28 protein-coding genes are annotated in these 26,458 nt (G+C 62.6%); 13 read left to right on the top strand and 15 right to left on the bottom strand.

The window, feature by feature from the left end; translation table 11 throughout:
* The first annotated feature begins 105 nt into the window (after window positions 1-105).
* Together NKJ12_RS26725 and NKJ12_RS26720 are read left to right on the top strand one after the other, a co-directional pair.
* Entirely contained in the window at window positions 106-1,272 is a 1,167-nt protein-coding gene (locus NKJ12_RS26725) for an acetyl-CoA acetyltransferase (RefSeq protein WP_352706130.1), read from the top strand.
* 26 nt (window positions 1,273-1,298) lie between these two features.
* Window positions 1,299-2,303: an asparaginase gene (locus NKJ12_RS26720; protein ID WP_352706127.1), complete on the top strand. Its 1,005-nt coding sequence runs from the start codon at window positions 1,299-1,301 to the stop codon at window positions 2,301-2,303.
* Here NKJ12_RS26720 and NKJ12_RS26715 read toward each other — a convergent pair.
* Window positions 2,296-3,672 carry a TIGR03808 family TAT-translocated repetitive protein gene (locus tag NKJ12_RS26715; RefSeq protein WP_352706125.1) on the bottom strand — a complete coding sequence of 459 codons (1,377 nt, stop codon included), beginning with the start codon at window positions 3,670-3,672 and terminating at the stop codon, window positions 2,296-2,298. The two genes, NKJ12_RS26720 and NKJ12_RS26715, sit on opposite strands and share 8 nt — an antisense overlap.
* Window positions 3,673-3,793: 121 nt before the next feature.
* On the opposite strand from NKJ12_RS26715, the gene NKJ12_RS26710 reads away from it, so the two are divergent.
* Window positions 3,794-4,267: a GreA/GreB family elongation factor gene (locus NKJ12_RS26710; protein ID WP_352706123.1), complete on the top strand. Its 474-nt coding sequence runs from the start codon at window positions 3,794-3,796 to the stop codon at window positions 4,265-4,267.
* Here NKJ12_RS26710 and NKJ12_RS26705 read toward each other — a convergent pair.
* The 4 genes from NKJ12_RS26705 to NKJ12_RS26690 all read right to left on the bottom strand — a co-directional run bounded on the left by NKJ12_RS26705 (window position 4,264) and on the right by NKJ12_RS26690 (window position 8,516).
* The gene (locus tag NKJ12_RS26705) at window positions 4,264-4,653 is read right to left on the bottom strand and encodes a type II toxin-antitoxin system death-on-curing family toxin (protein ID WP_352706121.1); all 390 of its coding nucleotides are present in this window, start codon (window positions 4,651-4,653) and stop codon (window positions 4,264-4,266) included. The genes NKJ12_RS26710 and NKJ12_RS26705 overlap by 4 nt on opposite strands.
* Window positions 4,650-4,880, bottom strand: a complete 231-nt coding sequence (locus tag NKJ12_RS26700; protein ID WP_352706119.1) for an AbrB/MazE/SpoVT family DNA-binding domain-containing protein — start codon at window positions 4,878-4,880, stop codon at window positions 4,650-4,652. The genes NKJ12_RS26705 and NKJ12_RS26700 overlap by 4 nt, the downstream gene beginning before the upstream one ends.
* Window positions 4,881-4,953: 73 nt before the next feature.
* Window positions 4,954-7,077 carry a methylmalonyl-CoA mutase gene (gene scpA, locus NKJ12_RS26695; protein ID WP_352706117.1) on the bottom strand — a complete coding sequence of 708 codons (2,124 nt, stop codon included), beginning with the start codon at window positions 7,075-7,077 and terminating at the stop codon, window positions 4,954-4,956.
* On the bottom strand, window positions 7,074-8,516 hold the full coding sequence (locus NKJ12_RS26690; RefSeq protein ID WP_352706115.1) for a methylmalonyl-CoA mutase subunit beta: 1,443 nt from the start codon (window positions 8,514-8,516) through the stop codon (window positions 7,074-7,076). Before NKJ12_RS26690 ends, scpA begins: the two co-directional genes overlap by 4 nt.
* Window positions 8,517-8,791: 275 nt before the next feature.
* Between NKJ12_RS26690 and NKJ12_RS26685 the strand changes: the two genes are divergently transcribed.
* Window positions 8,792-10,324 carry a helicase HerA-like C-terminal domain-containing protein gene (locus NKJ12_RS26685; RefSeq protein WP_352706113.1) on the top strand — a complete coding sequence of 511 codons (1,533 nt, stop codon included), beginning with the start codon at window positions 8,792-8,794 and terminating at the stop codon, window positions 10,322-10,324.
* Window positions 10,325-10,577: 253 nt separating this feature from the next.
* On the opposite strand, the gene NKJ12_RS26680 is transcribed toward NKJ12_RS26685, so the two are convergent.
* On the bottom strand, window positions 10,578-11,402 hold the full coding sequence (locus tag NKJ12_RS26680) for a L,D-transpeptidase (protein ID WP_352479511.1): 825 nt from the start codon (window positions 11,400-11,402) through the stop codon (window positions 10,578-10,580).
* 174 nt (window positions 11,403-11,576) lie between these two features.
* Complete coding sequence (locus NKJ12_RS26675; RefSeq protein ID WP_352690040.1) at window positions 11,577-12,239, bottom strand: haloacid dehalogenase type II; 663 nt, start codon at window positions 12,237-12,239, stop codon at window positions 11,577-11,579.
* A gap of 151 nt (window positions 12,240-12,390) precedes the next feature.
* Here NKJ12_RS26675 and NKJ12_RS26670 point away from each other — a divergent pair, with 151 nt between their 5' ends.
* The 4 genes from NKJ12_RS26670 (at window position 12,391) to NKJ12_RS26655 (ending at window position 15,550) form a co-directional block, all read left to right on the top strand.
* Window positions 12,391-13,269, top strand: a complete 879-nt coding sequence (locus NKJ12_RS26670) for a branched-chain amino acid aminotransferase (protein ID WP_352706110.1) — start codon at window positions 12,391-12,393, stop codon at window positions 13,267-13,269.
* Between the two features lie 107 nt (window positions 13,270-13,376).
* Complete coding sequence (locus NKJ12_RS26665; protein ID WP_023677850.1) at window positions 13,377-13,973, top strand: superoxide dismutase; 597 nt, start codon at window positions 13,377-13,379, stop codon at window positions 13,971-13,973.
* A gap of 173 nt (window positions 13,974-14,146) precedes the next feature.
* Window positions 14,147-14,590, top strand: coding sequence for a c-type cytochrome (locus tag NKJ12_RS26660; RefSeq protein ID WP_352706108.1), 444 nt, complete (start codon window positions 14,147-14,149; stop codon window positions 14,588-14,590).
* A 9-nt stretch (window positions 14,591-14,599) separates the two neighbouring features.
* The gene (locus NKJ12_RS26655; protein WP_352706106.1) at window positions 14,600-15,550 is read left to right on the top strand and encodes a cytochrome c; all 951 of its coding nucleotides are present in this window, start codon (window positions 14,600-14,602) and stop codon (window positions 15,548-15,550) included.
* An 11-nt stretch (window positions 15,551-15,561) separates the two neighbouring features.
* Here the strand turns inward: NKJ12_RS26655 and NKJ12_RS26650 are convergent, their stop codons facing one another.
* The 3 genes from NKJ12_RS26650 to NKJ12_RS26640 form a co-directional block, all read right to left on the bottom strand.
* On the bottom strand, window positions 15,562-15,945 hold the full coding sequence (locus NKJ12_RS26650; protein WP_352706104.1) for an SET domain-containing protein: 384 nt from the start codon (window positions 15,943-15,945) through the stop codon (window positions 15,562-15,564).
* Window positions 15,946-16,089: 144 nt separating this feature from the next.
* Complete coding sequence (locus NKJ12_RS26645; protein ID WP_352706101.1) at window positions 16,090-16,716, bottom strand: LysE family translocator; 627 nt, start codon at window positions 16,714-16,716, stop codon at window positions 16,090-16,092.
* A gap of 79 nt (window positions 16,717-16,795) precedes the next feature.
* Window positions 16,796-18,907, bottom strand: coding sequence for a S9 family peptidase (locus NKJ12_RS26640; protein ID WP_352706099.1), 2,112 nt, complete (start codon window positions 18,905-18,907; stop codon window positions 16,796-16,798).
* A 114-nt stretch (window positions 18,908-19,021) separates the two neighbouring features.
* Between NKJ12_RS26640 and NKJ12_RS26635 the strand changes: the two genes are divergently transcribed.
* The gene (locus tag NKJ12_RS26635) at window positions 19,022-19,393 is read left to right on the top strand and encodes an SH3 domain-containing protein (RefSeq protein ID WP_352479517.1); all 372 of its coding nucleotides are present in this window, start codon (window positions 19,022-19,024) and stop codon (window positions 19,391-19,393) included.
* Between the two features lie 414 nt (window positions 19,394-19,807).
* On the top strand, window positions 19,808-20,233 hold the full coding sequence (locus NKJ12_RS26630) for a Ros/MucR family transcriptional regulator (protein ID WP_023677844.1): 426 nt from the start codon (window positions 19,808-19,810) through the stop codon (window positions 20,231-20,233).
* A gap of 104 nt (window positions 20,234-20,337) precedes the next feature.
* Here NKJ12_RS26630 and NKJ12_RS26625 read toward each other — a convergent pair whose 3' ends face one another.
* Both NKJ12_RS26625 and NKJ12_RS26620 read right to left on the bottom strand, forming a co-directional pair.
* Window positions 20,338-20,766: a SufE family protein gene (locus tag NKJ12_RS26625; RefSeq protein ID WP_352479545.1), complete on the bottom strand. Its 429-nt coding sequence runs from the start codon at window positions 20,764-20,766 to the stop codon at window positions 20,338-20,340.
* 113 nt (window positions 20,767-20,879) lie between these two features.
* Window positions 20,880-21,248 (bottom strand): DUF5330 domain-containing protein, encoded by a 369-nt coding sequence (locus NKJ12_RS26620; RefSeq protein WP_352706097.1) that lies wholly within the window; start codon window positions 21,246-21,248, stop codon window positions 20,880-20,882.
* Between the two features lie 519 nt (window positions 21,249-21,767).
* Here NKJ12_RS26620 and NKJ12_RS26615 point away from each other — a divergent pair.
* Both NKJ12_RS26615 and NKJ12_RS26610 read left to right on the top strand, forming a co-directional pair.
* Window positions 21,768-23,513, top strand: coding sequence for an ATP-binding protein (locus NKJ12_RS26615; RefSeq protein ID WP_352690061.1), 1,746 nt, complete (start codon window positions 21,768-21,770; stop codon window positions 23,511-23,513).
* Window positions 23,488-24,261 carry a peptidoglycan-binding domain-containing protein gene (locus NKJ12_RS26610; protein ID WP_254819938.1) on the top strand — a complete coding sequence of 258 codons (774 nt, stop codon included), beginning with the start codon at window positions 23,488-23,490 and terminating at the stop codon, window positions 24,259-24,261. Before NKJ12_RS26615 ends, NKJ12_RS26610 begins: the two co-directional genes overlap by 26 nt.
* Window positions 24,262-24,284: 23 nt before the next feature.
* Here the strand turns inward: NKJ12_RS26610 and NKJ12_RS26605 are convergent, their stop codons facing one another.
* Both NKJ12_RS26605 and NKJ12_RS26600 read right to left on the bottom strand, forming a co-directional pair.
* Entirely contained in the window at window positions 24,285-24,575 is a 291-nt protein-coding gene (locus tag NKJ12_RS26605; protein WP_254819939.1) for a type II toxin-antitoxin system RelE/ParE family toxin, read from the bottom strand.
* A complete protein-coding gene (locus NKJ12_RS26600) occupies window positions 24,568-24,828 on the bottom strand; it encodes a type II toxin-antitoxin system ParD family antitoxin (protein WP_254819940.1) in 261 nt (86 codons plus the stop codon). The genes NKJ12_RS26605 and NKJ12_RS26600 overlap by 8 nt, the downstream gene beginning before the upstream one ends.
* A gap of 171 nt (window positions 24,829-24,999) precedes the next feature.
* Between NKJ12_RS26600 and NKJ12_RS26595 the strand changes: the two genes are divergently transcribed.
* On the top strand, window positions 25,000-25,347 hold the full coding sequence (locus NKJ12_RS26595) for a DUF1491 family protein (RefSeq protein ID WP_254819941.1): 348 nt from the start codon (window positions 25,000-25,002) through the stop codon (window positions 25,345-25,347).
* Between the two features lie 10 nt (window positions 25,348-25,357).
* Here NKJ12_RS26595 and NKJ12_RS26590 read toward each other — a convergent pair whose 3' ends face one another.
* Complete coding sequence (locus NKJ12_RS26590; protein ID WP_352690033.1) at window positions 25,358-26,368, bottom strand: hypothetical protein; 1,011 nt, start codon at window positions 26,366-26,368, stop codon at window positions 25,358-25,360.
* Window positions 26,369-26,458: the final 90 nt, after the last annotated feature.

Raw genomic sequence — 26,458 nt, 5'->3', positions numbered from 1 at the left:
GCAGTTCTGGCCCCTTCACGAAGCCGGCGGAACGGTTCACGTTTGAACAATGCTGAGGCGCGCCGCAAGTATCGCGTACCCCGGGTCCACAGGATGGAGATCGCCATGACAGCATGCATCGTCGGTTGGGCGCATTCGCGCTTCGGCAAGCTCGAAGGCGAGACGCTGGAGAGCCTGATCACCAAGGTGGCAGTCGAGGCGCTTGATCATGCCGGCATCGGTCCGGATGACGTCGACGAGATCGTGCTCGGCCACTTCAACGCCGGGTTTTCCGCCCAGGATTTCACCGCGAGCCTGGTACTCCAGGCCGACGCCCGGCTGCGCTTCAAGCCGGCGACCCGCGTCGAGAACGCCTGCGCCACCGGCTCGGCGGCAGTCAGGCAAGGCATCCGCGCCATCGACGCCAATGCCGCCCGTTTCGTGCTGGTGGTCGGCGCCGAGCAGATGACGACCACATCAGGTCCTGAGATCGGCAAGAACCTGCTCAAGGCCTCGTATCTGCCGGAGGACGGTGACACACCGGCAGGCTTCGCCGGCGTCTTCGGCAAGATCGCCCAAGCCTATTTCCAGCGCTATGGCGACCAGTCGGATGCGCTGGCGACGATCGCCGCCAAGAATCACAAGAATGGCGTCGACAATCCCTATGCGCAGATGCGCAAGGATTTCGGTTACGAGTTCTGCCGGCAGGAAAGCGAAAAAAACCCCTTCGTCGCCGGTCCGCTGAAGCGCACGGACTGCTCGCTGGTCTCAGACGGCGCCGCCGCGCTTGTCCTTGCTGATACGGCCACGGCGCTGAAGATGCGCCGCGCCGTCGCCTTTCGCGCCAATGAGCATGTGCAGGATTTCCTGCCGATGTCGAAGCGCGACATTCTCGCCTTCGAGGGCTGTGAGCAGGCCTGGAACCAGGCGCTGAAGCAGGCGGGCGTGACGCTCGGCGACCTTTCCTTTGTCGAGACGCATGACTGCTTCACCATCGCCGAACTGATCGAGTATGAGGCGATGGGCCTGGCCAAGCCCGGCGAGGGCGCCAAGCTGGCCCTGGATGGCGAGACGGCGAAGAATGGAAGGTTGCCGGTCAATCCGTCGGGCGGGCTGAAGGCCAAGGGCCACCCGATCGGTGCCACCGGCGTATCCATGCATGTGCTGAGCGCCATGCAGCTTGTCGGCGAGGCGGGCGGCATGCAGGTGCCGGGAGCAAAACTCGGCGGCATCTTCAACATGGGTGGTGCCGCGGTCGCCAACTACGTTTCCATTCTCGACAGGATCAGATAAACCCGCCCGCATTTGCGGGAGGTGACATGGCAAATCCGGTTCTGGTCGAAGTCTTGCGCGGCGCAATCGTCGAGAGTGCCCATCGCGGCGCTGTTGCCGTCTTCGACGCCGATGGCAAGCCTGTCTGGGAGATCGGCGACACGGCACAGCCGGTGTTCCCGCGTTCGGCGGTCAAGGCGATCCAGGCGCTGCCGCTGGTCGAGAGCGGCGCTGCCGATGCCTACGGCTTCGGTGATCGGGAGCTGGCGCTGGCCTGCGCCTCGCATTCCGGCGAGCCGCCACATGTCGCGTTGGCGCGCGCCATGCTGGCGAAGGCCGGCCTGGACGAGACGGCACTCGAATGCGGCGCGCATTGGCCGTCGAGCCATGGAGCGACGCTGGCACTTGCCCGCGCCGGCAGCGTGCCGAGCGCGCTGCACAACAATTGTTCCGGCAAGCACTCAGGCTTCCTATGCACATGCGTTCACAGCGGCATCGCCCATCGTGGTTACGTCAAGGCTGGCCATGCCTCGCAGGAGATGGTGCGCGAAGCGATGCAGGCGGTGACCGGTGCTGCCCATGACGCCGATCACCGCGGCACTGACGGCTGCTCGATTCCGACCTATGCCGTGCCGCTGCGCAGCTTTGCCCTTGGCTTTGCCCGCATGGCGACAGGTGCCGGCTTCGAGCCGGTGCGCGCCCGGGCGGCGAAGCGGCTGCTCTCCGCCTGCATGGCCGAGCCGTTTTTCGTCGCCGGCACGGGCAGGTCCGATGTCGCGATGATGGAGGCCGCGCCCGGGCGGATTTTCGTCAAGGGAGGCGCCGAAGGTGTTTTTTGCGCCGCCCTTCCGGAGCTCGGCCTTGGCATCGCGCTGAAATGCGATGATGGCGCCGGCCGCGCCGCTGAAGCGATGGTCGCGGCCGTGCTGGCTAAGCTGCTGCACGCCGACAAGATGGTAGCGGCGAAACTGGTCGAACAGGCAAATCCGCCCATCGAAAGCCGGATCGGCGCCAAGGTTGGCGCGCTTCGGCCGACGGCCACCCTCAACTGACGTGGTTGCGCTCGACGGTCAAATGCGCGTAGCCGGCATTGCCTGATGCGGCGAGGTCGCTGGTCACCGGCTCGGCCCAGCGTTGGCCGACGATCGCGCCATTCTGGACCCCGTCGATGACATTGTCGGAGATGATTGCCGTCCCGGCACCTTCGACCACGGTGACGACGATTCCGGTCCCCGCCTTGCGAATGACGTTTCCCGTGGCGACCACATTGCGCATGAACGGTCCCCAGCCGATCTGCATGCCGTAGAGCGGCGCATTCTCGACGACATTGCCGGAAACTACGGTGTCTGCCTCGACGCTGATGCCGACGCCGAAGCCGGGCGCGTCGGCAGGGTAGGGGCCGCTGGTCGACAGATTGCGGACGATGTTGCCGGAGCAGACGCCCATGCGGCCGCCTTCGTTGAAATTGACGATCGAAATGCCGTTCGCGGCGCCATCGACAATATTGTTGTCGATGATCGCGCCTTCGAATGAGAATTCGGAATACACTGCCGTTTCGCCCGAGCGCGAGCAGGTATTGCCGGTGATCTGCACATTGCTGGCACTGTTGGCGCGGATCGCCGAGAACGCGCAGTCCGAAACAATATTGCCGGAGATGATGGCGTTGCGGGCGCGGAAGGCATTGATGCCATTGCCGTTCTGGCCGGTTCCGCCGCTGCGCGCCTGGATGCGTTCGATGCGGTTGCCGCTGACGATGGTGCCGTCTTCCGCTGCCTGCCAGCGGTGCACGAGGATGCCGCCATTGGCGCAATCGGAGACGCTATTGCCTGATATTTCCAGGCCATCGGCCTCGACCGAATAGATGCCGGCGTCGGCTGCGCCGGATATCTCCGAGCGCTCGATGCGGCCCGAGGCGTGTTCGAGCGCCAGACCGTTCTTGCCGCTGCCGGTCATCTGGCAGTTGTCGACGACCAGATGGACGATGCGGCGCAGATCGAGCAGGCCTTGCGTGTAGTCGCCCATCCAGCGCTTGCTGCCGTCGAACACGAGCCCGCTGAGTTCGATATGCTCGGCCTGTTCTGCCATGATGAGATGGCCATTGCCGCCATAGACGATCCGCGATGCGCCCGGCACCCCGGACAGGCGCACGCGGCCGGGCAGCGACAGGCTGGAAACGATATAGGTCCCCGGCGGCAGGAACACCGCCATGTCGCGGTCGTGCGCATCGCGCAGCAGCTTGGTGAAAGCCTTGCTCTGGTCGTCAAGCGCGCCGGGCCGGACGCCGAGATCGGTCGCGTTGATCGCGCCGCGCATCGCGGCTTTCTCGATGCCGGGCAGGTTTTTCGCCGCTGCCTTGCCGAGCGAAAGCCCCATGACGGCAAATCCGGCGGTCTGCGCAAGCAGCGTTCGTCTGTTCAACATCGGCACAGATTCCTTGCGTTCAACGGTCGCGCCGCAGGATTCGTGCCAGACAGGATCGGCCCCGACGTCGGTTCGCCGGCTACGGCTTGTGGAGTCGTCGCGTCAGGCATAAGTTCGTCGGATGAGCAGGGCCTTCACCCGCGAGGAAGACAGCGAAAACGCCATCGCCGGCATCGGCGAGCGGCCGATCAGCCATCACCGCAATCTGGTGACGGAACGCGGCCTGGCGCTGATCGATGCGGAGGTGGCCGCTCTGCGCGACGAGCTCGGCCGAGCCGAAAAGCGGGCCGACCGCGAGCGCATCGCGCTGGTGTCGCGTGATCTTCGCTATTGGACGGCGCGGCGCGAAAGCGCCGAACTTTCGGTGCCGGAGCCGGGCAGCGACATGGTCCGCTTCGGCATGGGTGTCACGTTGGAAAGCGACGACGGCAAGAAGGTGCACTGGAAGATCGTCGGCGAGGATGAGGCAAATCCCGCCAAGGGGACAATTTCCCATGTGTCGCCGATGGCGATGGCGCTGTTCGGCAAGAAGATCGGCGAAGTTGCCGTGGTCAATGGCAAGGAGTGGGAGATCGTCAAGCTCTCCGACAGTTAGTCTTCGAGCTTGACGACATGATCGCGGAAGAACGCCGCGGCACCAGCCTTGTCGATTTCGCCGGCGGCGACCATCATGACCAGTTGAATAATGTCCGCCTGCTCGGCTTCGATGCTCAAGCCATTGAAATAAAGGAACAGATCGGCCGCCGCGAAAGCAGTACGCTTGTTTCCGTCGACGAATGGATGGTTTTTGGCGATACCGAAAAAAAGATAAGCGGACGCCAGCTCACACAGATCGGGCTCGCCATAGATTTCCCTCTGCTGCGGCCTGTAGAGCGCCGACTCCAGCATTCCCTCGTCGCGGATGCCCGCTGCGCCGCCGTGGAGGCGCAGCTGCTCGGCGTGAAGCGCCTCCACGAATTCCCGCGAATGATGCTCGGTCATTTTGCGAGCGCGCGGTAGGCAACCTCATACTTCTTCATCCGCTCACGCGCGATCTTCATCTTGCGCTCGAATTCTTCAGCAGTGTCCTCGGTGCGGCGCAGACGAAGCTCATCGCCTTCCTGAACGATGACGATGCTGTCGCCCGCCTTCAGGTTCATGCGGACGAGAATTTCCCTCGGCAGGATCACGCCTTCGGAATTGCCGATTTTGCGAATGGTGATGTTCATGGTGAGACATCCTGTTGCAACGCTGATTATAACTCTGCGTGTTTCTCGTTACAACAGACGTTAGAACAAGGCATCAGTCAACCTGCAGCAGGCGGTCCATCAGCCGGTCCGCCGCTTCCGGGATGACTGTGCCGGGCGGGAAAATTTCAGTGGCGCCCGCCTGCCGGACTGCGTCGTAATCCTGTGGTGGAATGACGCCGCCGGCGACGATCAGCATGTCGTCGCGGCCGAGCTTCTTCAGCGCAAGTTTGAGTTCGGGAATAAGCGTCAAATGGCCCGCAGCCAGCGACGAGGCGCCGACGATGTGCACGTCATGCTCGACGGCCAGCCTGGCGATCTCTTCCGGCGTCTGGAACATCGGCCCGACGGTGACGTCGAAGCCCAGGTCGGCAAAGGCGGTGGCGATCACTTTCTGGCCGCGATCATGGCCGTCTTGGCCCATCTTGGCGACCAGAATGCGCGGCCTGCCGCCCGACTTCTCCTCGAACGCCACGATCTTGTCCTGCAGCCGGTCGACCACTGGACTGTGACCAAGCGCGTTGCGATAGACGCCGGAGATCGTCTGCACCGAGGCGACATGACGGCCGAAGACTTTTTCCAGCGCCAGCGAAATCTCGCCGACCGTGGCATTGGCGCGCGCCGCCCGGATGGCGAATTCCAGCAGGTTTCCGTTACTCCCGGCAGCACGGGTCAGCGCATTGAGCGCGCTCTCGACGGCAGGGACGTCACGCGTGCCTTTCAGCCGCTGCAGCTTCGACAATTGCCGTGCCCTGACCTCGGCATTGTCGATCCTCAGCACGTCGACTTCGATGTCCGTCCCGGGCTGGTGGGCATTGACGCCGACCACGACCTGTTCGCCTGAATCGATGCGCGCCTGGGTGCGCGCGGCAGCCTCTTCGATGCGCAGCTTCGGTAGGCCCTTTTCGATTGCCGCGGCCATGCCGCCGAGGCTCTCGACCTCCTCGATATGCGCCAGCGCACGCGCCGCCAGGTCATGCGTCAACCGTTCGACATAGGTGGAGCCGCCCCACGGGTCGATAATGCGCGTCGTGCCGGATTCTTTCTGCAGGATGAGCTGTGTGTTGCGGGCGATGCGGGCCGAATGGTCGGTCGGCAGCGCCATTGCCTCGTCGAAGGAATTGGTGTGCAGCGACTGCGTATGCCCTTGGGTCGCGGCCATCGCCTCGATCATGGTGCGGATGATGTTATTGTAGGGGTCCTGCGCCGTCAGCGACCAGCCCGAAGTCTGGCAATGGGTGCGCAGCGACAGCGAACGCTCGTCCTTCGGCGAAAAATTCTTCAGCATCAGGCTGGCCCACAAAAGGCGCGCTGCTCTCAGCTTCGCGACTTCCATGAAGAAATTCATGCCGATGGCCCAGAAGAAGGAAAGGCGCGGCGCGAAACGGTCGATATCGAGGCCGGCCGCGACGCCGGCGCGGGCATATTCGATACCGTCGGCAATCGTGTAGGCGAGCTCGAGGTCCGCCGTCGCTCCCGCCTCCTGCATGTGGTAGCCGGAGATCGAGATCGAATTGAACTTCGGCATGTGCTTCGACGTGTAGGAAAAAATGTCCGACACGATCCGCATCGAAGGTTTTGGCGGATAGATATAGGTGTTGCGCACCATGAACTCTTTCAGGATGTCGTTCTGAATGGTCCCGGCGAGGTCCTTCTGCGCGACGCCCTGTTCCTCCGCCGCCACGATATAGAGCGCCATGATCGGCAGCACCGCGCCGTTCATCGTCATCGATACCGTCATCTCGTTAAGCGGGATGCCGTCGAACAACTGGCGCATGTCGAGAATGGAATCGATGGCGACGCCGGCCATGCCGACATCGCCGGCGACGCGCGGATGGTCGCTGTCGTAGCCGCGATGCGTGGCGAGATCGAAGGCGACCGACAGGCCTTTCTGGCCGGCGGCAAGGTTGCGCCGGTAGAAGGTGTTGGACTCCTCTGCCGTCGAGAAGCCGGCATACTGCCGGATCGTCCAGGGTTGCTGGACATACATCGTCGGATAGGGGCCGCGCACGAAGGGCGGCAGGCCCGGATAGGTATCGAGATGAGGCAAGCCCTTGAGATCGCCCTGGTTGTAGAGATGCTTGATGGCGATGCCTTCCGGCGTCATCCGCTGACCTTTGACCTCGACAGGCGCCCGCCGTGGCGGCGACCAGGCGATCTGGCTGAAATCCGGGATCATGGTACCGCTCCGATCGACTGATCGATGCGGATCGGAAACAGCGGCTCGCACACCGCAACGCCTTCGGTGAAGGCTGGCCGCCGCGCCGCCGCCAGCGTCTCGACCGGACGCTCGGTCTTCGACGGGTGCAGCGTCGTGCCGACGATCGCCCGTTCGCCCGCCTCGTAGGCTGTGTTGCGGCGCGCGGAAGCTGCCTGGACGCGCCTCTGGATGTGGCCTTGCTCAAGGCTGGTCAGCACGCCGCCTTCCGCCTCGATCTGCTGGAAATCCTGCCAGGCCGCCGCGCAGAGCTCCGCAGTCAGCGCTTCGACGGCGCCCGAACCGCAAACCGGATCGGCGACGTGGTCGATGTGGCTTTCATTGGCCATGATCAGTTGCGCGTTGCGGGCAACGCGGCGGGCAAAACCCGCGGGTAGGCCGTGCGCGATCGTGTGCGGCAGGATGGCGATCGAATCCGCGCCGCCGGCGGCAGCCGCAAAAGCGGCGATGGTGGTGCGCAGGATGTTGGTTTCCGGGTCGGCCGCCGTCATCATCCGGAAGGAGGTTTCGGCATGGATGCTGGCAGTGGAGGGCGGTATCGAGCAGGCCTCCTGGACACGCGCCCACAGCCTGCGCAACGCCCTGACCTTGGCCGTCGATACGAACTGGTCCTGGTCGACGCTCAGCGCAAAACCGATATGCGGCGCCGCGTAGACGAGCGGCTGGCGCGCCTTCTCGAACAGCCTCAGATAGGAGACGGCCGAGGCGAGCATGGTGCCAAGCTCCTGCGCCTCGGTGGCGCCGGCATTGTGGAATACCCGCCCGTCGGCCTCCAGCAGCACGCCGGGCACACCCATCGAAAAGAAATGCGCCAGCGATTGCGGCATCGAAGCCTGTAAAGCGTCGATCGACATGCGCAGCCTGCCGGTCCCGGCAAAAATCGCCGCCGGATCGATGCCGAAGGAGAGGTTGAGCTTTGCCGGGTCGGAGCGGCGCTTGGTCAAAAACGCCACCAGCCAGTCGGCCACGGCACGGCTCCAGGGATGGGCGTCGATGCGGATCTGGATGCGGTTGAGCGGCACGCCGTCGAGCACGCCCTCCAGCGCCTCCGCCGTCCTCGGCAAGCCATAGCCGAAGGCGTTCGGCGCACCTTCGAAGACAAGCGACAGTCCGGTAGCACCCTGCGCGACGTCTTCCAGCGCCTGCGCACTGGCGCGGCCTATGTCCGGATCGTCGATGCGCTGGCTGACGATCCACGGTGATCCCGGGTTGGCGCGCACGACAGGCTCGGCGGTTACCGAACGCTCGTAGAGCGGTTCGATGCGGATGGCGTCGTCCGTATGCGAGACGAGCTTTTCCTCGAAGGACCCGCCGGCCAGCGCCTTCTCCGCCAGCGCCAGCCATCGTTGCCGGTCGGCGTTCGGAAGTTCGGCATCCTGGGTCAAGGCACCGGCGCCCATCCGTTCTCCTCATTCTAGCGGCCGCAGCGGCCAGCTACGTCAGTCTACGTTCCCCGGTCGCATATCACAATGCAGCGTACACGCCGTGCAACACGTCTTGCGTGACTGCGACCGTCAATCGATTGCCAAACATGGGCAGGTTCCGCAAGCTCCAAAAGCCATTTTCGACGACGCCCATTGTCGCTGCGCAATGGCCTCACTATACCTGCGGCGGGGCTCCCTTTTCTTCAAGGGATCAGGGCATTCAACCCTATAGGTTTGCGGAGACCGGGCACATGGCCGATGACACCAGTATCTTCATAGGAGCCAGCCGCAAGCCGGACGACAGCTATCAGCGGCCCGAACAGCTTTTGCTGCAATATGGCAATCGTCACGGCCTGGTCACCGGCGCGACCGGCACCGGCAAGACGGTGACCCTGCAGATATTGGCCGAGGGTTTCTCCAACGCCGGCGTGCCGGTATTCTGCGCCGACATCAAGGGCGACCTGTCGGGTATCGCCATGATGGGCACAGCGCAGGATTTCCTGGTCAAGCGGGCCGAGCAGGTCAAGCTCGATCCCTATGAATTCCAGGAATTACCGGTCATCTTCTGGGATCTGTTCGGCGAGCAGGGCCACCCGATCCGCGCCACCATCTCGGAGATGGGGCCGCTGCTTCTGTCGCGGCTGATGAACCTTTCCGAGGCACAGGAAGGCATCATGAACATCGCCTTCCGCATCGCCGACGAGGAAGGCCTTCTGCTGCTCGACTTGAAGGACCTGCGGTCACTGCTTGCCAACATCGCCGACCGCGCCGAAGAGATCGGCGCCCGCTACGGCAATGTGACGAAACCTTCGGTCGGCGCCATCCAGCGCACGCTGCTGGTCCTGGAGCAGCAGGGCGCGGCCAATTTCTTCGGCGAGCCGGCATTGCGGATCGCCGACATCATGCGCACCACGCGCGATGGACGCGGCGCCATCAGCGTGCTCGCCGCCGACAAGCTGATGATGAATCCGCGGCTCTATGCGACGTTCCTTCTGTGGCTGATGTCGGAACTGTTCGAGGAACTGCCCGAGGTCGGCGACCCGGAGAAGCCGAGGCTGGTCTTCTTCTTCGACGAGGCGCACCTTCTGTTCGACGACGCGCCGAAGGTGCTGGTCGACCGCGTCGAGCAGGTGGTCCGGCTGATCCGTTCGAAGGGCGTCGGCGTTTATTTTGTCACGCAAAATCCGCTGGATATCCCTGAAACCGTGCTGGCCCAGTTGGGCAACCGCGTGCAGCACGCACTTCGTGCCTATACGCCGCGCGAACAGAAGGCCGTCAAGACGGCGGCCGAGACGTTCAGGCCCAATCCCGATTTCGACTGCGCAACCGTGATCACGCAGCTCGGCACCGGCGAGGCGCTTGTCTCGACGCTGGAAGCCAAGGGCGTGCCGTCCATGGTGCAGCGGACGCTGATCCGCCCGCCATCGTCGCGCCTTGGCCCGATCACGCCCGAAGAGCGCCGCAAGCTGATCAATGAGAGCCCGGTCGCGGGACAATACGACCAGACCGTCGATCGCGAATCCGCTTTCGAGATCCTGCAGAAAAAGGCCAGGGACGCCCAGGAGGCACAGGCGCAGCAACAGGACGCAAGCCGTTCGCGCTGGACTATTCCCGGCTTCGGCAACGACGATCCCCAGCCAGCCGGGGGCCGCCGCGCGCCGCGGCCATCCAACCGCCAGACGGTGGCGGAGGCGGCGATCAAATCAGTCGTGCGCTCGGTCGGCTCGTCGGTCGGACGAGCGATCGTCCGCGGCATTCTGGGCAGCCTGTCCAGGGGGCGGTGAAGAGCATCGGACCCGAAGGCGGGCATCGGTGTGGGCAATTCTGCCTTGGCATGAAGCGCCAGTAGCCAGATCTGGAGGACAGCGGACGGCGGCTATGCGGTCATGAGCTGTCACTGGTGGCGTCTGCCCACAGCGCGGCAAATCCGCTGCTTGGCGTAAACACCGCACCTAAAGGCCGGCACCGGTACGGGCACGCCGACGCGCAGCAAAACCAGCGGGAGCGAGGAAGATCCCGCCCGCGCTTTCGACCAGCTCAGAAGATCGAATTTGTGATCGATTTTATCGGGCCGAGCAGGATCGATCCTTCCGGCACGCCGGCGTCGATCGGAATGGCTCTGCGGTTTGCTGTTGCCACCACCGGCTGGCCGACATCGGCTGTCACCACGACCGGGGTCTTGTTCGGCACACGATCGTAGAGATCGATAATGTCCTGGTTCATCAGGCGCACGCAGCCCGACGACACCGATTTGCCGATCGACCGCCATTCCGGCGAGCCGTGCAACCGGTACAGCGTGTCCTGGTTACCCTGGAACAGGTAAAGCGCACGCGCGCCAAGCGGGTTGTCCAGCCCGCCGGGCATGCCGCCATTGTCGGCGCTGTATTTTGCGAGCTCGGGCTGGCGGGCTATCATGTCGTCCGGTGGCGTCCATTTCGGCCATTTCTGCTTCCATTGGACCACCGCATCGCCCGACCATTCGAAGCCGGCGCGGCCGAGGCCGACGCCGTAGCGGATCGCCTGGCCGCCCGGGCGCACCAGGTAGAGGAAGTGGTTGGTCGTGTCGACGACGATGGTGCCGGGCTGCTGCCCGGTCGGATCGTCAACGATCTGGCGCAGGAACTGCGGGTCGATCTTGTCGACAGGTATGGCCGGCAGCTCGAAGCCGCCATCGGACATCGGCCCATACATCGTCACGTAATCGCCGAGCGCCGGCTCGACATAGGTCGGCGGCGGTGGCTCGACCGGCTGCTGCGACAGGGTGGTGCAACTGGAGACCGCGACCGAGGCGGCGCCAAGGGCTGCTGCGTTGAGGAAACCGCGACGGCTAAGGCGCAGAGAGGACGATTGGGGTGTGAACATGATTGCCTTTTTTAAGTCTCAAATCGCAACAAAGCGTGAATGCGTCCGATACGGCGCAGGTGCTTGAGCAATGTCAGTGCGATAGGCGGTTCCAATTCTGGCCGCAGGGTGGACAAACAAAGGCAAAGCTGTGACTGGATCGTCACTGTTGCGTCGAGGCAACATGTCCGGCCGTCAAACCCCGGAGATCAGACCATCGAGGGACGGCAGGATCAGGGCCGGTGGGAAATCCCGGTATTCCTCTGGTTGATTGGCGCGGTTGATCCACACCGTCCTGAAGCCGAATTTGGTGGCGCCGGCGACGTCCCAGCGGTTGGATGACTGGAAAGAGACGGCGCCCGGATAGAGGCGCCAGCCCGTGGTGACCATGTCGTAGACCGACGGATCGGTCTTGAAGCGCCTGACGCTGTCGACGGAAAAGACGTCGTCCAGGACCTGGTCGAGCGCGGCGGATTTGACCGCCGCTTCCAGCATCTCAGGCGAACCGTTTGACAGGATCGCCAGCCTTGCCCCCGATGCCTTGAGCGCCTTGAGCACGGCCGGTACCTCCGGATAGCAGTCCAGCCGCCAATAGGCCTCGAGCAGCTTCGCCCTCAGCCCGGCATCCGCGGATGGAACCTTGCGCAGGGCGAAGTCGAGGGCCTGCTCGGTGAGCTGCCAGAAATCGGCATAGGCCCCCATCAGCGTCCTGACCCAGGAATATTCCAGCTGCTTGGCGCGCCAGATATCGGACAGCAACTGGCCGTCCGGCCCGATCTGGTCGGCGTGACGGCGCACGGCCGCATGCACGTCGAACAGCGTGCCATAGGCATCGAAAACGTAAGCCGCGAACTGCATTCGACAGTTTTGCGGCCGCGTAAGGCTAGGCGCAAGCGCTGATTGCAGTCCGCCAGCCCGCTGGCCTCAACAAATCTCAGCCAAGCCGGTTGACGGCAGCCGCCAAAGCATCTTCCAATGCGCCGCAACAAGCATCGAACGGAACCTGGCAATGACACTGGCGACTGCGGCGCAATCCGCGACATGGACCTTCGTCGACGGCGACTGGTACGAGGGCAATGTTGCCATTCTAGGGCCGCGCAGCCACGCCATGTGGCTCGGCACCAGCGTGTTCGACGGCGCCCGCTGGTTCGATGGCGTCGCTCCCGATCTCGATCGCCATGCAGCGCGGGTCAATGCCTCGGCGATCGCGCTCGGCCTGAAGCCGACGATGAGCACCGACAAGATCGTCGGTCTGACCTGGGACGGGCTGAAGAAGTTCGACGGCAAGACGGCAGTCTACATCAGGCCGATGTATTGGGCCGAGCATGGCGGCTATATGGGCGTGCCGGCCGACCCGGCCTCGACGCGTTTCTGCCTTTGCCTCTACGAATCGCCGATGATCTCGCCGGCAGGGTTTTCGGTGACGGTGTCGCCGTTCCGGCGCCCGACCATCGAAACCATGCCGACCAACGCCAAGGCCGGCTGCCTTTATCCCAACAACGGCCGGGCCATCCTCGAAGCCAAGATGCGCGGCTTCGACAATGCGCTCGTGCTCGACATGCTGGGCAATGTCGCCGAGACCGGCACCTCGAATATTTTTCTGGTCAAGGACGGCCATGTCCTGACGCCGGCGCCGAACGGCACCTTCCTGTCCGGCATTACCCGCGCGCGCACGATGGCCCTGCTGGGCGAATACGGCTTCACGACGACGGAAAAGACGCTGTCGATCCGCGATTTTCTCGAGGCTGACGAAATCTTCTCGACCGGAAACCACTCGAAAATCGTACCGGTCACCCGTATCGAGGAGCGCAATCTGCAACCCGGACCGGTGGCCAAGAAGGCGCGCGAACTCTATTGGGAATGGGCGCATTCGACTTCGCTCGGCTGACCCGCTAAAAAGCGGCCGGCGCTTCGTTTCCGGAGTTGTTCCAGACCAATCCAGTCCTATCTTAGTCCGGTATCGACACCGGATTTTTCCACGAGGGAGTACGACCGATGGCTTTTGAATTGCCCGCCTTGCCCTATGATTACGAGGCCTTGCAGCCTTATATGTCAAAGGAAACGCTGGAATATCACCACGACAAGCACCACAAGGCCTATGTCGACAACGGCAACAAGCTGGCCGCCGAGGCGGGCATGGGCGATTTGTCGGTCGAAGAGGCCGTCAAACAGTCCTTCGGCAAGAATGCGGGCCTCTTCAACAATGCCGCCCAGCACTACAATCACATCCATTTCTGGAAATGGATGAAGAAGGGCGGCGGTGGCAACAAGCTGCCGGGCGCATTGCAAAAGGCGGTCGACAGCGATCTTGGTGGCTACGACAAGTTCAAGGCCGACTTCATCGCCGCCGGCACCACCCAGTTCGGTTCGGGCTGGGCCTGGGTCTCGGTCAAGGACGGCAAGCTGGCGATCTCGAAGACGCCGAATGGCGAGAACCCGCTCGTCCATGGCGCGACGCCGATCCTCGGCGTCGATGTTTGGGAACATTCCTATTACATCGATTATCGCAACGCCCGGCCGAAATACCTCGAAGCCTTCGTCGACAGTCTCATCAACTGGGACTATGTGCTCGAACTCTACGAAAAGGCCTGATCCGTTCCAGAAAAGCCCCGGCAGAACCGGGGCTTTTCTTTTTCAGCACCAGAACGACAGTTGCAGAATTTCACGCAAGCGTGAGGCGCAGCGTCGGAATTTTTAAGCCATCCTTGCCGTTTGTCATCGGGTGGGACCGCATCCTGAATTGCCTTCAACATGGAGCCAAGTGAATGAGAAAGCTTATCCTCGCCATCTCGATGCTCGCCTTCGCCGGTTCGGGGGCGTTTGCCGATCCGGTTGCTGACCGGCAGGCCCTGATGAAGGAACGCGGCAAGATCGCCGCCGGCTTGTCGAAAGTGGTCAAGGGCGAGACGCCCTACGACGCAGCTTCGGTGCTGACCGCGTTGCAGGCACTGCAGGCCAATGCCGAGAAATTCCATGCCGGCGTCGACGCGCTTTTCCCGGCGGGCAGCGACACCGGCGACACCACGGCGTCTCCCAAGATCTGGCAGGACATGGCCGGCTTCAAGACGGCTGAAGGCAAGTACCTCGCAGACGTCAAGGCAGCGGTTGCCGCTGCACCTGCGGATGCCGAGGCGTTGAAGGCACAGTTCAACACCATCGGCGGCGGCTGCGGCAACTGTCATCAAAACTACAGGGTGAAAAAAGGCTGATGGCGGGCAATGCGCTTGCTGAAGAAACTTGTCGGCGCCGCCCTCGTTCTGGGCGGCGCCGCCGCGATTGCCGGCTGGTTCCTGTCGGCTCCGGTCAGGCTCGATGCCGCAACGCTGGCTGAGCTTGGTCCCGGCGACGCCGCCAGGGGCAAGCGCATCTTCTACGCCGGCGGCTGCACGTCCTGTCATGCCAAGCCCGGCTCGCAAGGCGACGCCCGCCGTCAGCTGGTCGGCGGCCTCGAGCTCAAGACGCCGTTCGGCACCTTCGTGCCGCCGAACATATCGCAGGATGCCAGGGACGGCATCGGCGCCTGGTCGGTCGAGGACTTTGCCAACGCCATGCTGAAGGGCGTATCACCGTCGGGCGAGCATCTTTATCCGGCATTTCCCTATACTTCATACGCGCGCATGAAGCCGGCCGACATTGCCGATCTCTATGCATTCCTGAAGACCTTGCCCGCGGTCGCCGGCAAGCCGCCCGCCAATTCGCTGGCATTTCCCTTCAATGTCCGACGCGGTCTTGGCTTGTGGAAGCTGCTCTATTTGAGTGACCAGCCGGTCGTTTCCTTTCCCGACGGCACGCCCGACCCGGTGCTGGCCGGCCGCTATCTGGTGGAAGGCCCCGGTCATTGCGGCGAATGCCACACGCCGCGGGACCTTGCCGGCGGCACCAGGAAGAGCCAGTGGCTGGCAGGTGCGGCCGCCGCCGAAGGCAGCGGCATCGTGCCGAACATCACGTCGGGCGAGGGCGGCATTGCCGACTGGTCCGAGGCTGACATCGCCAACTATCTCGAAACCGGCTTCACGCCGGATTTCGATACGGTCGGCGGCGCAATGGTCGACGTGCAGCGGAACATGGCCGTGCTGACCCCGGGGGACCGCGCGGCGATCGCTGCCTATCTGAAAGCCGTGCCGCCGCACCCCAACGGCTATCCGGCGCGCAAGAAGCCGGCGAGTTGACGGTCGTTGCGTCAGCGGTCGCCGAGAAAGTCGAAGCCGGTTTCGAAGAAGTGATTGTAGTCGCAGGTCATTTCCTCGCCAGGCGCAATGTCGCGCAAGGCATAGGTCTCCTCCGGCTGCGAGACGTCGCAATTCGGGTCGTCGGCATGGTTCATGTAGCGCGCATCGTCGGCTTCGAAGACGATGTAGTTCGGGTCGCACCGGTCCGGGTAGGCGTAGCGGTCGAGATAGGTTTTCACCGGCCCGGTTTCCCGCTCGTAGGTCGTCACCTCGATGCGGCGGTCGTATTTCGGGTCGAGCTTCCAGACCAGCGTGCCTCGGGGAATGTGGTCCTTAGCAAAGACGCCGATGCCCTGGATGGGCGATTTGTCGAGATAGACATCGACGAGCAACATGGCAGATCCCTGGGTGATTGAGTGTTGGCGGCGACCGTGAAAAGGCCGCGCATTGGGTAGCGCGCGACCTTTGCAATTGCGAGCGGAAAATCAACTGTGCCTGCCCAGTATCCGAAGCCTCGTACGGCGTCGCATGTCGAGACCCTAGCGCTGTTGCAGCGCCAGCCGGATGCCCAAGGCGCAATAGATGCCGCCGACAGCCTTGCCCTGCCATCTCAGCACCGTCGGGTTTCGGCGCAGGGAAGCGCCGAGGCCGCCCGCACCCACGGCGAAAACCACCGTGCTGACGAGGCCCAACAGAACAAAGATCACGCCCAATGTCGCCAGTTGAAGCATCACTGATCCGTTTTCAGGCCGCACAAACTGCGGAAGAAATGCAAGGAAGAAAAGCGCGGTCTTGGGGTTGAGAATCTCGGTCAAAACAGCCTGCCGAAATGCTTTGGCAGCGGGGATCGCAAGTGCGCCGGCGGCCGGATAGGCAGGCGTTTTCTCGATGATCGCGCGAACACCGAGATAAATGAGGTAGGCTGCGCCGATGTACTTCACTATGCTGAAAAGCGCCGCCGACGTGGCAATGATCGCCGAAATGCCGACGATCGCCATGAAGGTGTGAACCACGTCGCCGGCCGCGATCCCCGCGCCGGTCGCGATGCCCACCCTGGTTCCAGAGCTGGTTGCTCGCGCCACGGTCAAAAGGGTGGCAGGACCCGGGATGAAAACAAAGCCAAGCACAACCGCGACATACGCAATCAATGTGGCAAGATCGATCATTGGTGGGCTTCTCCGCAACTTTCATCCTCAATGAAGGCATGTAGCGGAACAGCAAGCAATACCTGCCTATCCGCGGTGTTCACGCGGCAAGCTCGGCCTTCCCTGTGACCTTGAGCGCAAAGGCATAGGTGAAGGCGATTTCCTCCAGCCTCGAAAACCGGCCGGAGGCGCCGGCATGGCCTGAATCCATGTTGATCTTGAACAGCACCGGATTCTCACCTGTCTTGCGGTCGCGCAACCGCGCTACCCATTTGGCAGGCTCCCAATAAGTGACGCGCGGGTCGGTCAGGCCGGCCAGCGCCAGAATCGGCGGATAGTCGAGTGCGGCGACATTGTCGTAGGGTGAATAGGCGGCGATGGTCCGGTAATCCTCCGCCGAAGCGATCGGATTGCCCCATTCCGGCCATTCCGGCGGCGTCAGCGGCAAGCTGGCGTCGAGCATGGTGGAGAGCACGTCGACGAAGGGAACTTCGGCGATGATGGCGCCGAAGCATTGCGGCGCCATGTTGGCGACCGCCCCCATCAGCATGCCGCCGGCCGAACCGCCTTGCGCGACGATGCGGTCATGCTGCGTATAGCGTTCGGCGACGAGGTGCTGAGCGACCGCGATGAAATCGGTGAACGTGTTCATCTTGTTCGCCCGCTTGCCGTCGTCGTACCAGCCATAGCCCTTGTCCTTGCCGCCGCGAACATGGGCTATCGCGTAGACAAAGCCGCGGTCGACCAGCGAAAACAGATTGGTATTGAACGCGGCCGGCGCGGTGATGCCGTAGGAGCCGTAGCCGTAAAGCAGGCACGGCGCCGACCCGTCGAGCGGCGTGTCGCGGTGATGGAGGAGCGAGATCGGCACCAGTTCGCCGTCGGCGGCAGGCGCCATCAGCCGGCGCGTGACGTAGTGCTCCGGGTCGTGGCCGGACGGCACTTCCTGGGTCTTGAGCAGCACCCGCTCGCGGGTGCGCATATTGTAGTCGAAGACCTGCGCCGGGGTCGTCATCGACGAATAGGAAAAGCGCATGATCTCGGTGTCGTATTCGTAGGAGCCGGACAGGCCGAGCGAGAAGGCCTCCTCGTCGAAGGAGATCAGGTGCTCCTCGCCGCTCTTGCGGTCGTGCACGACGATGCGCGGCAGGCCTTCCTTGCGCTCGAGCCGGACCATGTGGTCCTTGAAGCCGATCACCGAAAGGATCAGCCGTCCCGCTTCGTGCGGCACCAGTTCCTGCCAATTGGCGCGCGCCGGATCATGCGCCGGCGCCGTCATGATCTTGAAGTCCTTGGCGCCGTCGGCATTGGTGAGGATGAAGAAGATGTCGCCGCCTTCCTCGAGCTCGTACTGCAGGCCGGTCTGGCGCGGTGCAACCAGCTTCGGCTCTGCGAACGGATCGTTGGCGCTCATGATGCGGTATTCCGAGGTCTCATGGTCGTTGATGCCGATCATGATCCACTCGTTGGAGCGCGTGCCGCCGACATCCATGAAGAAGCCGGGATCAGTCTCCTCGTAGATCAGCCGGTCGTTTTCAGGACTGTCACCAAGCGCATGGAACAGCACTTTGGAAGGACGGTGGTTGGGGTCGAGGCGAGTGTAGAAAAAACCGTCATTGCCGGCATCCCAAACACCGCCACCGCCGGTGTCCGGAACCCTGTCCGCCAGATCGTTGCCGCCGGCGAGATCGCGGACGCGCAGCGTGTAGAATTCGGAACCCTTGTCGTCGAAGGCCCAGAGCAGCTTGCTGTGGTCGTCTGAATGATCGACGCCGCCCAGCCGGAAATAGGGCTTACCCTCGGCCTCGGCATCGCCGTCGAGCAATATCTGCTTGTCGCCGCCGTCACGCGCGGTGCGGAAATAACGCGGCTGCTGGCCGCCAAGCTTGAAGGAGGAGCCGTAGGCATAGGGCCCATCCTTCATAGGCACAGAGGAATCATCTTCCTTGATACGCCCCTTCATTTCCGCGAAAAGCTGCTTCTGCAGCTGAGCCGTGTCGGCCATCAGCGCCGCCTGGTAAGCATTCTCGGCTTCGAGGTGGGCGCGGATTTGGCCGTCGAGCAGAGACGGATCCCTGAACATCTCTTGCCAATTGGTGGCCCTCAGCCAAGCATAGTCGTCCGTCCGCGTCATGCCGTGATGCGTGTCGAAGATCGGCCGTTTCTCCGGCTTCGGTGGGGTGGCGGTCGGAAACACTGGGGTTCTGGTCATTGCGTCTCGCTGTGGAAGTTACTTGAATAGCGAATGAACACGCCGCTCAGCGCGGGTTCAACGGCTATGATCTATTGTCTGGTGGCTCGAGGGGACGGGCTGGAGGAGAGGACAATGAACATTTTTTCTCGGACTGTCGCGGCCCTCGCAGTCGCTGCGACGACCCTGGCCAATGCCGGTCATTCTCATGCAACTGCCTTTGCGGCTTGGCAAGTGGCCAATGTGCCGTTCGGCGACACACTCAATGTGCGCAAATATCCTTCCGGAACTTCGCAGAAGCAGGCCGCCTATCCCAACGGGACGGTTCTGCAGATGACCGGCAAATGCACCGGTGGGATAAATCTGCTCAATCTCGCCAACCATTCGTACTGGCAGCAGAAACAGAAGATCCGCAATCACTGGTGCCAAGTCTGGCATGATCCGGCACAGAACGGCCAGTTCGTCACCGGCTGGGTCTACGGAAAATACATCACTCCGTTTCAGTGACGCGGCACGCCGCTCCCGGCCGACGGCTCACGAGCAACAGTAATGCTTCGCAACCTATGATTTTACTGAATCCGCCGATTGGCCAGGCTGTAATGCTGCCGGCTGGAACAAGCATTGAGCTCTATTTACCTGCTGCAGTCTGTGTAATGGCTGCTTGCCGCCGCGTCAGTCGATGCTGGTCTGACCAGAAAAAACGGCAAGTTTACACTCTGCACGAAAGAGTGAAGCTGAATATGAAAGATTTGACTTGCATCGCTGAATAGAGCGCAAGAAGCGAATTGACTTACTTGACGCCAAGGCCCATTAAGGTGCCGCGACGCGAATCGCGGAGGCTTTTTCCTGCACAAGTTCGCGCGATGCCCAACTATCGAAACGGGCGCAAACAGAAACAATTCTCGTTGGGGCCTGAACGCCATGGATATTACCGAAACACCTTCCAGAAACAGTGACGCGCTGATCGAGCTTACCGCCGACGTGGTGGCCGCCTATGTCAGCAACAATCCCGTGCCGGTCGGCGAATTGCCGAACCTCATTGCCGATGTCCATGCCGCTTTGGGGCGCGTCGGCGGGGCCGCCGAGCAGCCGCCTGCCGACAAGCAGAAGCCGGCGGTAAATCCGAAGCGTTCGGTGCATGACGACTACATCATCTGTCTCGAAGACGGCAAGAAGTTCAAGTCGCTCAAGCGTCACTTGATGACCCACTATGATCTCACGCCCGACCAGTATCGCGAAAAGTGGAACCTGGACCCGAGCTATCCGATGGTTGCGCCCAATTATGCGGCCGCCCGTTCGCAGCTCGCCAAGAAGATGGGTCTCGGCCGCAAGCGCAAGGGACGCTGATAACCGGCTCTTCGGGTTTGACACTCAAACGGCGCCTGCGGGCGCCGTTTTGTATTATGGGGTCAAAGGTCGAACCCGCCATGCTGCCGGCAACTGCTGTACGGTCAGGCGGTCTGCTTCAACGCTGCTTCGGCGTCACGCTTGATGCGCTTGACCATCGAGCGAAGACCATTGGCGCGCTGCGGCGACAGGTGCTCGTCAAGTCCGAGCGCCTTCAATGTGGCCTCCGCGTCGGTCCTCTGGATTTCGCTGGCCGGCCGTCCCGAAAACAGCGCCAGCATGATGGCGACCAGACCGCGCACGATATGGGCGTCGGAATCGCCCTTGAAGGTGATAACGGGGTCGGGACCCCCGCCCTGTTCGGTGGTCAACCAGACCTGGCTGACGCAGCCGGGCACCTTGTTGGCCGGTATGCGTTGCTCGTCGGGAAACGGCGGCAGCGCTTCACCCAGTTCAATCACATAGCGATAGCGGTCTTCCCACTCGTCGAGCAGGGAAAAGTCGTCGCGGATGGTCTGGATCGTCGTAGTCATCACCCCGGATATAGTTATCCGGCGCTGCCACGTCACGGAAAAAGAGGAGAAACGCTGCAGGCGCCGGGCGTGGGGAGCCTTGCGGTCTGGCGACGAATTCGGCCGAAACCGTCTCAGTTCTTCGCAGGCAAGTGCAGTTTCGCCGGCAGATCGACTTTCGCCGGCAAGACGATTTCCTCGGGCACGCTGCCGGTGGTCGTCACCGTATCTGGTTCAGGGGTTTTGTCGTCCAGCATGGCGGCCGCGATCTTGGCGGTTTCCCTGGCCCGGGCGGTGATGGTGTGCATTGCCGATTTGCCGGTCTCGCACACGTCCGGCTTGCGCTCGCAGATGCCGGCGATGTCGCCGACGGCTTCGCGCGCCGCAAACAGCGCCTGGAGCGGCCCGACGCTTGCGCGGCCCGCATCATCGGCGCCGACACCCAGCGGCAGCGCCAGAAGCACGAGGGAAAACCAGAAAGCAGCTCTTATCAGAAAGCCCATCTGTCTGTCCTTTATGACGGTCATGCCTCCGAACCGCACGACCCTTGTACCGCGATACTGGCACAGACGCGCAAAGGACGGCTTGTCCCGAAAGCAACAGTTTTCCTCAAATTTTAGGCAGATTCGAAACGAAGCGTTTTGAAGTTCATTTGCCTCGAATGGTTCATATTTCATTCAGCAAATGGTAACCATCCAACGTGCTGTTTTTATTAGTTATTTTTTGCGTTGGTGACAGTTTGATGCGATCGGCCGCAAGCCCAGGCGCGGGTGGTCCGGATAACGCTCCGTTTACTATGGCGGCAATTGCCCCGGTTTTTACCCACCGGTATCCCGATATTTGCAGCCTGCCGGGGGACGATCGGCGCAGCCTTATCCATTCCTTAAACGCTGGATGCGAGTTTCGGATCGACAAAAGCCGCCTGCAAAGCAGAGCCGTTCACGACCGGGTGCGTTGAGTTGAGTGCGATCAAGGCCAGATACGCCGAGTTGCCAGGCGCGATAGCCGCCGGTTGCGAACGGATGGTTCATCCGTCCGTCCTCGGCCAGGACGACCGCCGCCGTGAGAGCCGGTTCATTGGCGTCATGCTGGCGGCTCCCTTCTTCAGCGCGGGTGCAGCGGTGACGCTGGTCACGTCGGGCATGGGCGCGGCCGTGACTGTGGCTGCGATCTTTGCGGCGTTCGGCCTTTGCTGGTTCGCCGCCCTGCTGGTGGCTGCATCGGGCAAGATGACCCTGGCCGGCCAACTCGCCTTGGTCGTCGGCAGTGTTGCCCTGGGTGCCCTTATCGCTGCCGCCGGCGGTGTGGCCTCGCCGGTTGCCTTACTCGCGGTGGCGCTGCCGTTTGAAGCCTGGTGGATCGGCCAGTCGCGCCGTGCCGTGATCTGGGGCGCCATATCGGCCCTTGTCGCAGTCTTGCTGCAGCCTTTAGCCGGTTCCGTCTTGCCGCTCGGCCAGACCGAAATCGCCGCATGGCACTGGCTAGTGCCGTTGGCCTGGGCGCTCACGCTCATTCCGCGTGTCGCTTCACTTCGTGCCACCGCCAGCGCTCAGCTCGATCCGGCCGGCAGCCACCGGCTCGAAGACCTGATCGACGCCGTCGTGCTGCGAATCGCTGCGCATGGCGAGGTTCTGGACGCCTCGGCTAAGGCACGCACGATACTGAGGCTGCCACCGGAGCTGCTTTTCGGCACCGGACTTTTCGATCGCATCCATCTGTCCGACCGCGTCCCATATCTCAGTGCGCTGGCCGATATGCGCGAGGGCGCCCTGTCGCGCCGGCTCGATCTTCGCGTCCGGCTACCGCAGAGCAGCGGCGTGACGGCCGACAACTACCAGCCGTTTTCGCTCGAGATGATGCGCGCGCCTGGGCAGGAGACTGTCTTCACGCTTCTTCTGCGCGAGAACGATGAACTGGCCGGACTGCGCCAGGAGCTTGCCGCTGCCAACGAGGCGGCTGCTTCGGCCGAGGTGGCGAAAGGTCGCTTCCTTGCCGTCGTCAGCCATGAGTTGCGCACCCCGCTCAATGCCATCATTGGCTTTTCCGACATGCTGCTGCACGAGATGTTCGGCAGCTTCAAGGATCCGCGCCAGAAGGAATATGTCGGCTTGGTCAGGGATTCGGGCCAGCACTTGCTTGCCGTCGTCACCTCGATACTCGACGTATCGCGGATCGAATCGGGCGCCTACGCGACCGAACCGGAACCGTTCCGCTTCCGCGAAGCGGTCGAGATGTGCCAGTCGATGATGCGCCTGCAAGCCGAGGCAAAGGCCATCGATCTGCAGGCCCAGATCGCGCCGGATGCAGGCGAAATAAATGCCGACCGTCGCGCCGTGCAGCAGATCCTGATCAATCTCGTCTCTAACGCGATCAAGTTCACGCCCGAAGGCGGCAATGTCGTCATCGGCGCCAAGCGGATCGGCTCGCGGCTGCATTTCTGGGTCCGGGACACCGGTATCGGCATCGCCGAGGAAGATTTCGCCAATCTCGGCAAGCCGTTCATGCAGATCCAGAACGACTATACCCGTCGTTTCGAAGGCACAGGGCTCGGGCTTTCGCTGGTGAAGGGGCTGGTGGCGCTGCACGAGGGCACAATGTCGATCGAAAGCATGCCGGGCGAGGGCACCACGGTGACGATCAGCCTTCCCGTGAGCGGCCCGACGGGCCGCTCGGCGGAGAAGACCGGCGTGGTGCCGATGTCCGCGGTCAAAGCCAAGGCGGACGGTGGCAAAGGGGAGAGCAATGGGTCGCTCCGCAAAACAGCCTAAGGCGGTCAAACGCCGCGGCAATGCCTTCGAGCACGGAGCGATGGCGCTGGGCAGCCTGATCTCGCGCAATCCTGTTGTGGTCGGCGGCTCCACCGCGTTCCTGGTGACGCTGTTCTACGTCTCGGCGAACGCGCTTTGGTACCAGCCCTTTCCGCATGCCGGAGCGTTTTTCGCTACCAGAAGCATCGAACGCTTTCCGCGGGCGGATAGCGATGAGCCCGAAACCACCATCAATATCGTGCGTCCGGCCGCTACGCCGATCAAGAGCGACCCGGTCGTCGAGCAGGTCCAGGGCATCTTGAAGGATCTCGATTTCTATTCCGGCACCATCGACGGTATTCCCGGACCGAATACGCGCAAGGCCATCCAGGCCTATCAGCAGAAAGTCGGATTGAATGCCTCCGGCGAGATCGACGGCGTCCTGCTGGATCAACTGGGCGCCACGCCAAAGACCGCGGCCGTGGTTCCGCATCCCGTGCCGCGGCCGGTCGAAACGGCCGCTGCTCCGGCCGCCATTCCGGTATCCGCACCAGCAAACGCAGCGGCGCAAACGCCGGATCCCCGCATCGTCAAGATCCAGGCCGGACTGAAAGCGTTCGGCAATGAGGACATGCAATTGGATGGCGTCGTAGGCGCGCGCACCAAGGCCGCGATCAAGGAATTCCAGGCGCTGTTCGGCTTGCCGGAGACCGGCGAGCCAGACGAGATCGTCTACGTCAAGATGCGCGAGATCGGCCTGACCAACTGAGGGCCGAAACCTAGTCTCCCGGCCTATTTAAGCCATTGCTCCGGGTCACGCATTCCATGGACTATCGCCACGGCTAACACGCCGTAGGGCATGGGCTCGTAAATCACGATGTAGCGCCCCTCGACCAGAATGCGGGCGGTGGCGCTCAATTCCGGTCGAGCTGCGCCCATTTTGGCGTGCTCGCAAGCCAATTCCAGCCTGTCGAAAATGCGTCCGATCAGCTTGTCAGCCGCCTTCTCGTTATCGACGGCAATGTGATGCCAAATATCTCGCAAATCCTGAGAAGCTCGCGGGGTGAGCCGGTATTCAGCCACGGACTGCGCGTTCGGCCTTCAGAGCGCGTAAGAAAGCCGTACGATTTACGTGTTGACCTTCGCCACTTGCCATCCCTTCGTCATAGGCCCTTTTGAGGCGTTCCAGTTCAAGAGTGCGGAATTCCTCGCGCTGCTCCCATAGACGTAGTGCTTCCCTGACGATTTCACTGTTGGAAGCATAGTCTCCGCTGTTCACGGCGTCTTGTAGACGGGCGGCCTGCTTGGGGGTAAGCGACACAGTAAGAGTGCGCATGGGCTGGGCTTTCATACCGGGCACTATAGCATTTTTCACAGAGGCCAACAAGTTTTGTTAGACTTTGTTGGTAAATCGTCGCATTCCGGGACTTGCTTTGATGGCCAACCGTTGCTCGCGAATAAGTGAGAATCTCGACACCACAAACCCGAAATCGTACAGGGTCCCGCCATGCGGGTAACCACCGATCTGTGGGTGTCGGCCCTGTTGCGCCGGGTTTTTAGCGCCGGCGGCTTTGCCGCCGTGGTCAAGCGCGGCGCCACGGAAGCCGGCGCAGTTTTCGTGTTGGCGCGTGGCCGGCTAGGAGAGATGGCGCTGTTCGGGCCGGCGCCGCAGACGAGCTACGATTCGGCCAGGCCGGACGACCGTTTTTTCAGTCTGCTTGGCGAAGGCGACGATGCCGCCATTTTCGACGCGCAGCTGGAGCGCGAGAAGAAATTCGATCCGGATATCTGGGTGATCGAGATCGAGGCGGGCGTCGTTCCCGTCGAGGAGCTTATCTCGGTCAAGGCGTCGTAACGGCAAGCCTTCAGATGCGAAGCGCCTTTGGGGTGGCGGTTACATCGGCGCTGTTCGGCTTGCGCAGGTCGGCATTTGCCGCGACGCGCCCGGGCTTGCGAACGATTTTCGACACGGTGTCGGCCTTCCAGCCGCGGAGCCTGTCCAACGCAGCGTCGCGGTGCAGCAGGCGGTAGCGGTCGAGGAAGATGCGGATCGCCTGCGGGTGCGGAAACTCGGTCGGATAGATGGCAGCCGTGATCAGGAACGCCTTGTCTTCGCTGAGGTCGAGCGCGCGCAAGGCGAAAAGTAGCGGTGTGTAATTTTGGCTCGCGGTGAGCGTCCGCGCCGTTGAAAAATCGACTTCGAGCGCATCGGCGAGCGCTGTCTGAAAGAATGCCGCATTGCCGGTCAGCGCGGTTTCGCGCAGCTTGACGTAGGTTTGTGGCTCGACGAACGGTCTGATGGCGGTGCCGCGCTCGGAGCGCATCATGGATCGCAACCGGCGGCGTACGGTTTCGGCGGCGTCGGCCGCCTCTTGTCTGTTTGCGTCGCTCGCGACCATTTCCGCGTTTTCGGACGGGGCAATGGCAGTTGCTTCCGGCTGCTGCTGCGACCGCACCAGCGTCGGCCTTTCAAGCACTTTGATGAGATCGGCGATGGTTTGGTTGAGATCCTTGCGGCGGGCAATGGCACGGGCATGCGGCAGGCCGTGACGCCCGATCAGCGCGATCAGGTCGATGTCGCTGAGGGCACGCGAGCGGATGAGTAGCGGAGCGGCGATGTCGACCCGCTCCTGGCAAAGCCGCCGCACCAGCGCGGCGGGTGCATATTCGCATTCGGAAAGGGCCGCTGCGACGTAGCGGCGCGATTCGACCGAGACATTCTCGAAAAGCGGCAGCGTCAGGTCTTCGAGCTGCGCGATCTCCCGGCGCGAAGGGCGGGTGAGCGAACAGAATGCCGATACCGCGGCGCGAAACAGCCTTTCGGCCTTTCCCGATTCAGCTCCTGCTGCGATTTGCCCGAAATCCGAAGCTGACACGAAGGATACGCCTGACACTCGACACGATCTGGAGGGCGCTCTGCCGGGCTGTACCGGTTTCGCGTTTCCCAAGAACAAAGATCAATTTAG

Origin of the sequence: Mesorhizobium sp. M0195 (assembly GCF_040322115.1) — a bacterium.
Taxonomy (GTDB): domain Bacteria; phylum Pseudomonadota; class Alphaproteobacteria; order Rhizobiales; family Rhizobiaceae; genus Mesorhizobium.
This window is presented reverse-complemented; position numbering and strand designations above follow the sequence as displayed.